This is a genomic window from Psychrobacter sp. TB67, from assembly GCF_000511065.1.
GTDB classification, from domain to species: Bacteria; Pseudomonadota; Gammaproteobacteria; order Pseudomonadales; family Moraxellaceae; genus Psychrobacter; species Psychrobacter okhotskensis.
On record NZ_AYYA01000053.1, the window covers coordinates 1 to 13,405 of the forward strand.

The 13,405-nt window shown below is 39.3% G+C and carries 15 protein-coding genes; all 15 read right to left on the reverse strand.

Translation table 11 applies throughout. The features are described 5' to 3' along the window. Positions 1-5: 5 nt before the first annotated feature. The gene (locus W293_RS0108695; protein WP_198015433.1) at positions 6-569 is read right to left on the reverse strand and encodes a transposase; all 564 of its coding nucleotides are present in this window, start codon (positions 567-569) and stop codon (positions 6-8) included. Then, positions 544-849, reverse strand: coding sequence for an IS630 transposase-related protein (locus tag W293_RS0108700; RefSeq protein WP_025651943.1), 306 nt, complete (start codon positions 847-849; stop codon positions 544-546). Before W293_RS0108700 ends, W293_RS0108695 begins: the two co-directional genes overlap by 26 nt. 53 nt (positions 850-902) lie before the next feature. Further along, complete coding sequence (locus tag W293_RS0108705; RefSeq protein WP_025652065.1) at positions 903-1,619, reverse strand: hypothetical protein; 717 nt, start codon at positions 1,617-1,619, stop codon at positions 903-905. A 150-nt stretch (positions 1,620-1,769) separates the two neighbouring features. Then, on the reverse strand, positions 1,770-2,294 hold the full coding sequence (locus W293_RS0108710; protein ID WP_025652066.1) for a hypothetical protein: 525 nt from the start codon (positions 2,292-2,294) through the stop codon (positions 1,770-1,772). A 115-nt stretch (positions 2,295-2,409) separates the two neighbouring features. Beyond that, a complete protein-coding gene (locus tag W293_RS0108715) occupies positions 2,410-2,934 on the reverse strand; it encodes a hypothetical protein (protein ID WP_025652067.1) in 525 nt (174 codons plus the stop codon). Then, a complete protein-coding gene (locus W293_RS0108720; protein ID WP_025652068.1) occupies positions 2,931-3,446 on the reverse strand; it encodes a hypothetical protein in 516 nt (171 codons plus the stop codon). Before W293_RS0108720 ends, W293_RS0108715 begins: the two co-directional genes overlap by 4 nt. 5 nt (positions 3,447-3,451) lie before the next feature. Further along, a complete protein-coding gene (locus W293_RS16790) occupies positions 3,452-4,552 on the reverse strand; it encodes a DUF2345 domain-containing protein (RefSeq protein WP_025652069.1) in 1,101 nt (366 codons plus the stop codon). Positions 4,553-4,580: 28 nt separating this feature from the next. Continuing rightward, positions 4,581-5,780 (reverse strand): hypothetical protein, encoded by a 1,200-nt coding sequence (locus W293_RS0108730; protein WP_156915641.1) that lies wholly within the window; start codon positions 5,778-5,780, stop codon positions 4,581-4,583. A gap of 34 nt (positions 5,781-5,814) precedes the next feature. Then, positions 5,815-6,180, reverse strand: coding sequence for a hypothetical protein (locus W293_RS16795; protein ID WP_025652071.1), 366 nt, complete (start codon positions 6,178-6,180; stop codon positions 5,815-5,817). Then, complete coding sequence (locus tag W293_RS0108740) at positions 6,165-6,998, reverse strand: hypothetical protein (RefSeq protein ID WP_025652072.1); 834 nt, start codon at positions 6,996-6,998, stop codon at positions 6,165-6,167. Before W293_RS0108740 ends, W293_RS16795 begins: the two co-directional genes overlap by 16 nt. A gap of 21 nt (positions 6,999-7,019) precedes the next feature. Beyond that, positions 7,020-8,294, reverse strand: coding sequence for a DUF2345 domain-containing protein (locus tag W293_RS0108745; protein WP_198015435.1), 1,275 nt, complete (start codon positions 8,292-8,294; stop codon positions 7,020-7,022). 32 nt (positions 8,295-8,326) lie between these two features. After that, the gene (locus W293_RS0108750) at positions 8,327-8,911 is read right to left on the reverse strand and encodes a hypothetical protein (RefSeq protein ID WP_156915640.1); all 585 of its coding nucleotides are present in this window, start codon (positions 8,909-8,911) and stop codon (positions 8,327-8,329) included. A 67-nt stretch (positions 8,912-8,978) separates the two neighbouring features. Continuing rightward, complete coding sequence (locus W293_RS0108755; protein WP_025652075.1) at positions 8,979-9,794, reverse strand: hypothetical protein; 816 nt, start codon at positions 9,792-9,794, stop codon at positions 8,979-8,981. Then, positions 9,794-12,484 (reverse strand): DUF2345 domain-containing protein, encoded by a 2,691-nt coding sequence (locus W293_RS16800; protein ID WP_025652076.1) that lies wholly within the window; start codon positions 12,482-12,484, stop codon positions 9,794-9,796. Before W293_RS16800 ends, W293_RS0108755 begins: the two co-directional genes overlap by 1 nt. Positions 12,485-12,562: 78 nt before the next feature. After that, positions 12,563-13,396: an OmpA family protein gene (locus W293_RS0108765; RefSeq protein ID WP_025652077.1), complete on the reverse strand. Its 834-nt coding sequence runs from the start codon at positions 13,394-13,396 to the stop codon at positions 12,563-12,565. Between the last annotated feature and the right edge of the window lie 9 nt (positions 13,397-13,405).

Consider the following 13,405-nt stretch of genomic DNA (forward strand, 5'->3'; position numbering starts at 1 on the left):
TATAGTCACTGCACTACAAAAGAGTTATGTTTTGGATGAATATCATAAAACAATTTAGATAAGTCATTTTCCATCCAACCTTGGCGTAAAAACTTCACTTGAGCCCACTTTTTCTCGATGGGATTTAAGTCAGGACTATAAGGAGGTAAGAATAATAGCCTGTGACCATGCCTGTTAAGCAGCTTTTGAACGCGCTTATGAAAGGCTGCATTATCCATAACGATTACACATTTTCTCTTAAGCTTTGGTATCAGCGTGAACTTGCACCAGTGATAGAAAATCTTTTTATTAATGTTGGTCTTTAAGCAATTGAGTGCAAACAGCGTTTTGCCATATAGTGCACCAATGACGTTGGTTCGATCTTTGGCTTGCCAATTGTAACTGCCAATGCAGGGGCTACCAATGGGTGCATAACCACAAGGACGCATCGTTTCACTCTCAAACCCACTTTCGTCCATATAGACAATAGCAAAGCCTTGAGCAATGTAGTGGTTAAGCTTGGCTAGATAAGTCGCTCTTTTCACAGGACAGGCTTTGGGATGCTCAAGTGTCTTTTTTTTTGCTAACACCAATACGCTTTAAGGCTTTACTGATGCCTGTTGGGCTACAATCAAAACGCTGTGCTCGCTCATAGTGATAATCGTCAGGGTGGTCTTTGACATCTTGAGCTAAGGCTTCATCCTCTATTTTGTAGGGCTTAATATATCGAGTGGTTTTACTATGAAGACGCTTTTTCCACTTCTGGATAGTCGTTGGACTGATATCATAGAAAACAGCAGCTTCAGCAAAGGTCATGCCCTCATCTAAGCTTTTTAAGACTTGTTTGCGAAAATCTAGGGAGTAAGTCATGGTTATTTATTGTGGTAATCGTTTAGTTGATTTATTTTATAACATTTTTGTGGTCAGGTGACTATAGCTTCAGGTAATCCGCCATAAAGCTTACTATATTCTTTGGTCAAAGATTCATCATAGTTATTAGGGATTATTTGTCTTATTAACTCTAACTCATCGAAAATATCTAAGCTAATCAGGTAATGACGGTTGCCTGTTTCAGGGTCACTTTGCCTATTTATTCTAATATTCATAAATACATCTGTACCATGTCGCAGTTGCCATATTTGTAAATCACTGAGCTGCATCCATTGCTCAAAGTTCAAAGGGTAGGTGTAATCAAGATTAAAGTCACTTCCACCTTCTTTTGTGGCAAATATAAAGCTGTCTTTAGGGCTTAAACGAGGCTCACTTAAACTTTTAGCATAAGTCCAACCCTTACCTTGCAGTTCTTTAAAGAAAGCCATCATTTTCTGATAGGCATCTTCGTCTGATATACCGCTTACTTTATGGTTGAATAAAAAGCCAAGATTGACTTTCGAGAGTTTGTAATTTGCTTGTTTGTTATCGTCATAAGCCAAGACTGACATAACACCGTCAATACTTAACTCACCATTAGGATATTTAATAATGACAGTAGGTTCTTTATATCTTGGAAAATCATAACCTTGAAAAGTAACCCCCATAGGCTGAGCGTCTGCTTCTTGGAAAGCTTTATACTCAGGGTTAGCACCGTATAAATCTTTAGCAGTCATGTTTAATGAAATTTCTAAAGGTTTATCAGGCATAACAACCTTTGTTTTAGCTTGGCAAGAAGTAGCTATTAATATGATAAAAAAAGAAGTAATGAACCTTAATCGCTTCAACATATCTATCTACTCATTCAGATCAAACATCAAAGTGCACTGCTTCTTACTATTCTAATTTTTATCATTAAGTCAATCGATTTTTTGGCTGTTATAAGATTGTAAAGTATCATATGTTTTAACCGCATCAAAGCTTGTGTTTAAATAACTGATTGACTTTAGTTGTAACATTTCTTCTGATGTTAAACTTGAAATGTTATTTACTTTGTCTATTATATGACTGCTGACTATTTCTTCAGAAATTAAACGTGCTCTCTTTCGTACTGCGGAGCTTTTTGCCTTATCTGTTGATAAAGCTACAAAATATTCAAGTGGAGCTGCACCATTTTTAAGCATACAGATCTTATAGTTGATATCTGAACGATATAATATGTAATCTTGAACTTTTTTTATGTCAATTTCACTTATCTTCTCTAAAGTACTTTCATCAGGTAAAGTTCTGCTTTTTTCTTCAGCAGTGCATAGATCTATAGTGCTCTCGTACTGTTCTATTGCTGATTCTAGAGTAATTTCATCTTCTAATTTTTTCTCTGTTTTAGCACAAGCTGGTACTGAAAATATAATTAATATTAATGAAAAGAATATAGTTTTTTTCATGGTATACATCCATCTTCAATAGCTTGAAATAATAATTTTTTGTAATGATCTTTTATGCTGAAATTGAGATACAACTTTGAATAGCTTGCAGAAGTTAAAACTTTGAATAACAAAATTACTTTGAAATATTCTCTTTATATGCTCGCAATGCCCTTGTTGTAACCAACAAATCAAAACTACTGTTTAAGTAGTCTATTTGATGAAGTTTATTTCTTTCTTCTTCAGGTAGGTTGTTAATATAATTAACATTACCTATAAAGTCATAAGGCATTAGAGTTTTAAATAAGTGTTCGGCTTCCCTGCGAGTAAAATAATCTATATTACTATCTAAAGCTACAGCCAAAATGTATTCTCTGGGTGTAGCACCATTTTGTATCAGACAAATTTGGTCATTTATATTACTACGATATATTATATAAGCATTGATAGTATTTTCAGAAAATTTGCTCATAGCTTTTAAATCATCTAGTTCAGGATCTTTAATAGAGTTTTTATCTTCTTCACACAAATCTACTGCATCATTCATAGTTTGAACTGCTCTATCTAGAGCTAAAGAATGTTCACTAGCACCTATGAACTGTGAACACGAGATGCATAACAATGTCATACTCCATATTAATGATAATTTAATATATTTCATGGCATACATCCTTCAGCAATAGCTTTAAAGAATTTTATTTCATTATTGTGTTTAGAATAGCCATCAGATTCTAATTCTAAAATAGCCCGATAAGCATCCTTTTCAACCATGTTCCTTTTTATTTGATCAACACTACCCATTGCTTCTGCAAATAATACCCAGTTAGCTCCGTCTATTTTTCGAGGGGCAGGTTTTATGGCTGCTTCTAACTCTGCTTTTGCCGATATACCCCAAATTGAGTTAATTGGTATTCCAGATGATGTCCTCCCGCCAGCAGGTCTTTTTGTAAATAAGAGTCCTGCAAATGCGGCAGGTAAAATTTTACTTAACCAGCTAGCTGATTCTATACGTGAGTCTATACTTTCAAGCCACCTCAAACTTATGTCACTAAACACTAAATTATTAATAATAGGACAAACCTTTAAGTTTGAGTTTCTTCTGGTTATTTTTACATCTATATTATTGCCGTCAGCAGTTGTTTTGCCACTCGACTCTTTACGCATAATCTGCATAACTACTAATCTCCAATCGTTGATAGATAAAGATGAACATTAAAGTTTTCTTCAATTGATGATACAAGGTTTGCAGTTTCACCCTCAGCATTAGTAGTTCCAAAATAAATTAACTCTTTTACCTCAGATACTGCACGATAATGAACATGACTATACGGGTTACCATCATCATCAGTAAACTTAAATTTAACTTTATAAAGTTCAATAGATCCCCAAGGGTCTTCATTTCTTAGATGCACTTTAATCTTATTGGAGTCAGAACTATAGAAATTCTCTGTACTTCCCTCAGCATCAGTTATACCTTCAAAGGTCTCTTGCGTATCCTCATTAATAGCAATATAAGGAGTATTGGCATAAGCAATGTCATCATCGTCTGCAAATTTGAACTTTGCTTTATACATCGCACCAGCTATCAAACTAGGCAACCCCGCCAACCCAAGCCCATCATTTCCACCTCCAGCCTTACTGTGCTTGCCACCTTTCTCCGTAAACTGTTTCGCTGCAATCGTAATGTCAGCACCATCAAGCGTGATCCTGGCACCACCAGCCGTCAGCGTAATCTTATTGGTGGCTACGACCTCAACCTCTTTGGTCGAGGAGGCAATGTTGACATCTTGCTTAGCGGTCGCTTCAAGCTTACCCGTGTGCGCAGACAGCATGATATTGTCTTTGGCATTGGTCATACTAAACTGACCATCTGCTATGATATTTAGAGACTCGCTACTGACTTGTTGATGACTATCGCCACTACTGATACTCATATCTTGCTGGGTAGTGCTGATCATCTCACCCATCGACCGTTGGATCAGCAGGTCTTCACTGACGTAACTACTATCTGCTGCGCTATCGATAAGGGTGTAGGGCGTTGTTTGATGGGTTTTGGTTTGCTGCTCGTTGCTGATATTCTCTAACTGTGTTTTGATGACACTGTGATCATTAACCGATCTACCCAAGCCCGTTGCCAACTGTGTTAAACGTTCTGCTAGATGCTGACCGCCAAGACCAGTTTGGGTGAGAGTCGGGGTGTGCTGTTGATAGTTATGTTGTCCAGACTGTGCGTGAGTTTGCGGTTGAGTAGAGATTAATAAATATAAAAAGCCACCCAAGGGTGGCTTGAATAAAATAATATATTAATTACCCTTTTTCAGCGTCAAATTGCCAAATCACCTCACCCCAGTTATTGTTTGGATAGTCTGGCATGATGTCGCCTTGCTTAAAGTAAGCACGACTGTCAGATTTTGCTTGCGTGAACCAGTAGCCTGACTTAGGGCAGGGCTGACCAGCTAGGCAACGGCCTCGAGCTTGACTAGTAATTTCAGGTTTATTGGGTTTGGTTTTATTTTCATAGTACGGCGTCATGTCTTCGCCCGCCTCTTGACGCTTAATAAAATCCTCGTAGGTAATTTTATAAGGGTCAATTGATACAGATTTGCTGGTATCGATACCTGTCTCTTTAAGTACGAGTGGTAGGGTATAGTCAGGTTGGTTCTGCTGAATCTTTAATCCCATTTTAATAGCTTCAGTTTCAATAAAGAGTCTAGCTTCAGGTAGTTTGTCATAAAGCTTACTGTATTCTTTAGTCAAAGGCTCATCATAATCATTCGGAACGATTTGTAGTAGTAGCTCTACTTCATTGAAAACCTCTAAACTAATCAGGTAATGACGCTTACCTGTGGATGAATCTGTTTGTCTATTCATTCTAATATTCATAAATACATCTGTACCATGTCGCAGTTGCCATGTTTGTAGATCATCGAGCTGCAACCACTGTTCAAAACTTAATGGATAAGTATAGTTAAGACTGAAGGCATATCCATCTTCTTTAGTAGCAAATGTAAAGCTATCTTTGGGGCTTAAACGAGGTTCACTTAAAGTTTTAGCATGTGTCCAACCTTTATTCTGTAGCTCTTTAAAGAAAGATATCATTTTTTTATAAGCATCTTTATCTGATATACCGCTTACTTTATGGTTGAATAAAAAACTAAGATTGATTTTAGAGAGTTTATAACTTTCTTGTTTATTATCCTCATAAGCTAAGACTGACATAACACCATCGATAGCAAATTCACCATTAGGATATTTGATAATGACAGTAGGCTCTTTATATCTTGGAAAGTCGTAACCTTGGAAAGTGGCTCCCATAGGTTGAGCGTCTCCTTCTTGAAACGCTTTATACTCAGGGTTGGCATCGTATAACTCTTTAGCTGTCATGTTTAATGAAATTTCTAAAGGTTTATCAGGCATAGTGCTCTCTTTTTCTGCTTGGCAGGCAGTAGTTGAAAAAGATAGTGATGCTAATATTAAGGTTACTTTTAGAAGTTTATATTTAAACATAACCATCCCTGTTATTGGTTAACCTCTAAGTATTTCAATTGTTTTTCAAAAAAATAATCTCTTTTTGTAATTCCAACCATTCTGATTTATAGTGAAACTTATAATACTTTACTAAAAAGTCAGCTTTTAATTTATATAATTTTTCATTATTATATCTTGAGATATGTTGTTCAATTAATGGTGCAATAGTGTCAATCTCAAAAAAAGACCACACAGCAGGTATAACGCTTGAAAAATTTAGTGAACAAATAGGGGCTACTTCATAAAACAATGAATATTCAATTGTATCTAAAGAATAACTTTGAACTTTCTTCGCAATAGCATCGTAATTTATTTCATTATCAACAAATAATTCAGATAATGCTGACCATAATTCTCTTTTTTTCACAATACCTTCCATGTAGTAAACTCCTCCGCCTCTTCATATAGAGCTTCACCTACTTCCGAACCTATTAGTCCTCCTAACACACTACCAACTAGTATTACGGCAACGAAACATATAGGAGCACCAGGCCCACAGATTATTGATGCTCCCATTCCTGCAAGCGTACCTCCAGCTAGGCCACCACCAATAGTGCCACCTTGAACAAATGACTCTTTAACTTTATTTTCTGCTGTAGCAATATAATAGATTGCTAAGGCAGCAGTAACTACCCAAAGAACCTTACCTAATACCTTTAAACGTTTTACTTTTATTGTTACACTTTTACGGTTCCTACCAGAAGCCTCTATAATATGGTATTGTACTTTTTGTTTTTCTATTGGACTTAGTTTATTAAATTTTTTGGAAAAAAGTTTTTCTGAATACTTATCCATTAGATCTTCTGTACTAACTCCAACTTTCTTCATTTTAATTGCCCCAGCCTGACTTTGTACTGATGTTATACTTCTTGTTTCTTCCATAATTACGTTACGCATTTTACTACTGTACTCTAAACCTTCTACAACAGTAATCTTTCCACTATCTACTGCCTTTAAAGTCTCATTAGAAATCTCTTTTATTTTTTTAGTATAGTTAATTCTAGCATTTGCATCTTTTATGAAATCTTTAGCGAATTTAGAGGCTGCACCTTCAAATCCTTTGATAGAATGGTTAAGGACTTCCGTCCCATCAACATAATTTATATTATTAATTTTAGCTTGTTCTTCAAGATAAACTCTATCTTTCCAAGCTCTAGTGGCAGAGTTATAATCACTAACTCCTGTGTAACCGCTCATAGAAACCTCCTTTATTTAATATTACTCGGACATTAATTTTAATATATCGTCAACTAAGCTATTTTTAGATTTAGTCTTTTCATCAAATAAAATTTCAAATATTCTTACTTCTTCGCCGTATATATCTTTAAACTCTACATAACTGTTTTCGTCAAATATTGAATCTATAGAATCTCCATTGGTTAGAGTCAAGCGACATTTCATTCCAGCTAAATCAAGAGTATTTTCTTCAAAAGCAACCCAATCTGGTTTTCGTAGTACTGAATTTTTTAGTTTAACGATATGTTGTGGTAACCCCGCCAATCCTAACCCATCCATACCGCCTCCAGCCTTACTATGCTTCCCAGCTTTCTCCGTAAACTGCTTAGCGGCGATAGTGATATTAGCGCCTTCTAAGACAATACTCGCACCACCAGCCGTCAGCGTGATCTTGTTCGTTGCGACTATCTCAACCTCTTTGGTCGAGGAGGCGATGTTGATATCTTGCTTAGCGGTCGCTTCAAGTTTCCCCGTATGGGCAGAAAGGGTGATGTTCTCTTTGGCATTGGTCATACTAAATTGACCATCGGCTATGATATTTAGAGACTCGCTACTGACTTGATGATGACTATCGCCACTACTGATCATCATATCTTGCTGAGTGGTATTAATCATCTCACCCATAGTTCTATGAATCAGTATATCGTCACTGACATAACTTGTGTCTGCTGCGCTGTCGATTAGCGTGTAAGGTGTTTGCTGATGGGTTTTAGTGTCTTGTTCCTTGGCGATACTCTCTAACTGAGTTTTAATATTGGCATGGTCTTTGACGTTTCTGCCTAGTCCCGTTGCCAATTGCGTGAGTCGCTCAGCTAAGTGTTGACCACCCAATGCTGTTTGCGTCAGCGTCGGGGTATGCTGTTGATAGTTATGCTGTCCAGATTGAGCGTGGGTTTGTGCTTGGGTGGAGAGAACGAGCGCTTCGCCTGATTTTATATTGATTTGCGCGTTGGTGGTAGCGCTAATACCTTCGCGTTTAGCAGTGTCCGATGGATTAATAACCCCCATCTTAAACGTTGCGCCCACTTGTCCGTCTTCGACCTTGAGCTGCGAGTACGCTTGCGCGCTACGATGATCAGTGACCCACTCTGATAAGCCATTGTCGGTATTGCGATAACCACTCTCTATCGCTTGTTCGTTCTCAGTGGTAAACAGACTAGGACGGGTATTCGATAGCAGACTACCCGTATTAATCAAATGCTCACCATCGCCAATAGACTGAACTAGCGTTTGATCATCGGCTCTATGAGTGCTCACCATCATTTGTTAGTGCAGTCTATTAATATACTTTACTGCGCTTTCAGCTCTTCAATCTTTTTTTGATCACTAAGAATAAATTTAAATTCTTCCAATTCAGGATATGAAAGTTTTGAAAAGTAATTTATTGAGTCCATATCCATCGGCTGAATTATAAATCGGTCATGGTCTGAAGAATAAGTGAATTTTCTAGAATCAGGTAATTCTGATATTTTTTTTTCTTCTAACAGATAAGTATCGAAAGTAGTACCATAGTTTTCATTTTTTTTATATAAACCGTAATCTAGCAGATAGATTTGATTGTCTATTTCTAGTATTTTGAATTTATTCTTTACATCTGTATTGTAATGATCATATATTTGATCTTTACTTATACTAAAAAATTTTCTGTTTTTATAGTTGACGAATAGTTCATAAACGAAGGAGTTATCAAGATCAATTTTTCTCGTCGAGTTACTGTATTTTTCTTGATTATGAATACTAATTAGCTTAGTTTCAACATACTCACTATATTCATGACTATTCCTTAATAACTCAATATTTACCACAATATTATCCTGTAAATGTTTGTCGACATCTATATCTATATAAAGGTTTTTTTCTGCGTTAATAGACATAACTTTACTCACTAAATATATAGTTAATAATAGAATAATTACAATAAAAGGTATGCAATAGTATTTCTTACCTATGATCATTGAATATACCTTGATGAGAATTATTAGTAATAGTGTTATTTTTATAGAACCTCATAACTTCCGCTTTTGGAAAATCTTTAAGATTGGGTTTTTCTACTCCCTGCCAAGTTATAGAATCAAGACCCTTGCCGCCTAAGCTACCTACCATGTAGGTATTGGCAATATCCCAGCCTGCTCCTCCAAATATAGGAATACTTCGAGCGCCTGTCGTTACTCGGTAATCAGGAAATACAGAAGGGAAGGATGATGTGCTTTGACCTATAACTTCAACAGTAGAATAGTTCGGTAATGCTGAAATTCTTTTAGCAAAAGAATTAGTTTTTAAGGCAGATCTACATCCAAAGAAAACACATCTAGTTGTAGTTACACCTTTGTATGTAGCCCAGTTAAAATCTATACTTGACCAGCCATCTATATGCATTTGCTTTTTTTTGTCATTAAGCGGAGGGTCGTTAGGTGTATCATAAGTGATAGGCCCATCAGTTCCAGAATGAGAAAATATACTTACTTCTCTAGTTCTAACTTTACTTTTGCCTCCGTATTTTTTTATATAATTATTTATTATGACTTGTATTTCTTGTAAGGCTTGTATTGGAGGACAGTGAACCTTATGAATACTAGACTTGTACCAGCTTGATTTTTTAATATTTTTTAGTCTCGTTTGTGCTGACTCAGAAAACATTTTTGTTCCACTATCCCATTCATCAACCCAAAATAGTAAAAATAACTCGATAGGAGGAGAAATTTTTACTTTTTTATTATTATTGGGTGTAGATTTTGTAGTACCTGTAGATGAAGACATTACTTACTCCTTTCATTATCACTCTGCCAATCAAGTTTCAAAACCACCTCAATATCGTCTTCACTATTAGATTGAAACCTTTCTGACCAACCGTCTTTATCTGTATTACCTTTAAACTCTTCTCCTGTTACTTTATTAATAGCGGTGTAAGGCGTATTAGCATAAGGTTCCTCATCATCATCAACAAACTGATACGCTAAGTTATAAACCCCATCCATCAACGTCTTTTTATCAGGAATAATGTTAGGCAACCCTGCCAATCCCAACCCATCTACACCGCCTCCAGCCCTACTATGCTTACCAGCCTTCTCCGTAAACTGCTTTGCCGTAATCGTAATATCACCACCATCTAAAGTGATACTCGCACCACCAGCCGTCAGCGTAATTTTATTCGTCGCTACTATCTCAACCTCTTTAGTCGAGGAGGCAATATTCACATCTTGCTTAGCCGTGGCTTCAAGCTTACCCGTATGGGCGGAGAGGGTAATATTCTCTTTGGCATTGGTCATGCTAAATTGACCATCGGCTATGATATTTAGAGACTCGCTACTGACTTGGTTATGACTATCGCCACTACTGATATTCATGTCTTGCTGAGTGGTGGTTATCATCTCACCCATACTTCTGTGAATCAGCGTATCGTCACTGGCATAAGCACTGTATGCTGCGCTATCGATTAGCGTGTAGGGCATCGTTTGATGGGTTTTGGTTTGCTGTTCTTCTGCGATAGTTTCAAGTTGGGTTTTAATCGCTTTGTGGTCATTGACATGACGTCCAAGCCCTGTTGCCAGTTGCGTTAACCGCTCAGTTAAGTGCTGACCTCCAAGACCAGTTTGAGTCAGAGTCGGGGTGTGCTGCTGGTAGTTATGCTGTCCAGATTGCGTATGAGTTTGCGGTTGAGTGGAAAGGACGAGGGCTTCGCCTGATTTTATATTGATTTGAGCGTTAGTAGTCGCATTGATGCCTTCGCGTTTGGCGGTGTCTGATGGATTGATGACCCCCATTTTTAGACTGGCAGATATCCCAGCACTGTCTACTTTTAGCTGAGAGTACGCTTTTTCTGTACGGTGATCAGTGATCCATTCCGATAAACCGTTACCCGTGTTGCGATAACCACTTTCGACCGCTTGTTCATTATCCGTGGCAAATAGGCTTGGGCGCGTAGACGACAATAGACTGCCAGTATTGATTAGATGCTCGCTATCACCGATAGACTGCAGGAGAGTTTGGTCGTCCGCTCGATGGGTGAAGTGTGTGCCATAGTTAGCGCCAGCTTGTGCTTCAAGGCGATTGATAGGTTGGGCTGGACTATCCAGTAAGTAGCTTTTGGTCGGGGTCATATGGTTGCGACTGTCTGTATCGCTTTGACTGTCTGTAATGCCTGTCATCGGCGGTAGAGCCTGTCTGCTGTATAGAGGACCGACCCACGGGGTATCAGCGGTAATGAGGCTCAGCTGGGTTAAGTGAATGCCAGCTTCCAAAGAGGAGGCATGGCGCTGATGATGGCGGCGGCTTATGGTGAGTCCAGTCACATGTGCCAGACTATTGCGTGCCAAATGAACGATATGGGTAGCACGGTAGTGTTGATTGAGCGCACTGTGATCGACAAGCATAAAAGTATCAGCAACATTCAAATCCGTGGCATGGGCGAGGGCGTGATAGACGCTATATCTGCTTTGATGGCTGTGAGCGACTATGCTTGCCTCATCTATAGTTTCAGTATCGGTTACTGGTGCAAAGGCGGCTGGGCTGTCTAAAGTGAGTGAATGACTACTCGTTTGATTGTTTTCTTTATCCCCATTATTGCTCGTCGCAATATCGGCTGACTGGGTTGGGTGTGCGACATTTGCTGCATTGAAGCGCTGCATCGTTACTGAGTTTGGTTGGGTGATGACCTGCTCACTGATGGCCAAGACAGGCGCATGGACACGGTCGTGTAATATTTGTTGATAGCGTAATGCGCCAATATTTAGGCTGACGCCATCGCTATCGCTGGGATGGGCGGAGGTGATAATGAGCTTTGGCAGGCTGTGATCGTCTGTTTGCTCATGGCGCAGATAAGCCGTCAGCCCTTGACGCGCGAGGCGCTCACAAATATGTGACCAGTGACTCATTTGCCACTGAGTCATACGAGCGGGTATCCAGTTCGTATCATTTTCACCGTTGCTGCTGTCATCGACCACGTCCACATCTAGTGTGCTGAGGCGCTCTGAGACCATAGTGAGAACAGATAAATTGGTGTCTATTTGACTGTGTAGATGCTGATGCAAGCGATAGGTAATCGGCTGTGCCAGCAGACGGTAATAGCCATAACTGCCATCATGATCCAATTGACGAATGGCTGTGATATAGAGATGACGATAGGTCAATCCGCTCGGCGTATCAAAGCTCAAGGTTAATGCACTACCGATTAAAGCCGTCAACGGTGTGAAAGGGGGATGATGGCGCTCATGGATATAGACGTGTAATAGATAGGTATCAATACCGTGCTGCTCTTGCTGGTGACAGCCGTTCGGGTTCAGCTGAGCGATGATGTGTGCTTCCTCATGAGCATGAGTCAGTTTCTGTAGCCACGCTCGGTGAGCCGCCATATCTTGTCGAGCACTGGCGTAAGGGGCTTGGCTATTGCTTTCAATCGCATACAGCCTATCAGGGTGCATCGGAAGCACGGTGTTGGTCAAGCGTAACATAGGGGTAGTCCCTCTTGTGTCAGAGACGGCATCATAAGCATCAGTGCTTAGCTGCCATGATCAACGTATATAGCAGCGTTATTCACCAAGATTGAATTCGATCCGGCGGTTACGAGTGCGTCCTTCTTCATTGTCATTACTCGCGATAGGATCAGCGTCACCTTTACCAGCGGTACTTAGACGGGCCGCATCAATGTTACGACCGATGAGGTATTGCTTAACTGCTTCGGCACGCTTGTTAGATAAGACCAGATTGGCGCTTGGGTTGCCCACATTATCAGTATGTCCAATGATGGTCACTGGCTTATCGCCAACACGCTGCAGGACGCCAGCCATATCGTCTAGAATACCCAGTCCCATTGAGGTCAACTTCGCGCTGCCGGATTCAAACTCGACAATACGGTTGCCCAAGGTGTCATCGATAAGTCGCTGCTCACCTTCTACGACGACCAATTGATTTTCTAATTGGTAAAGATCGGTGAGGCGCGTGTGTATCCGGTTTTGGATGGCTTGCTTTTGCTCAATGCTGCTCACCTTGCCATGCAAGCTAATGGTAGTCCCATGAATATCAATACGACCCTGACGGATATTGGAGATATCACTATCGATAATAGCGGTCGCTACCTGTTGCCAGTTGGTCGGTATGCTAATGTTAGAACGCACTTCGATCTCATCTCTGACGGGCTTGTTAGGGTATTGCGCCTTTAGCTTTTCAAGGAGTTGCTGCTTATCCGAGCTGGTAGCTACGACACCTTTAATGACCACAGGCACATCTTCAGGGCTATTATTAATATGAGCATCATTATGAGCCGCAAACACCGCAGCACTCATAGACAAAGTAACAGCAGCGAATAATAGGCTTTTTTTACGACGTGTTAATTTAGGTATTGTGGTTGAGACTTGGGCTAGCATAAAAATACC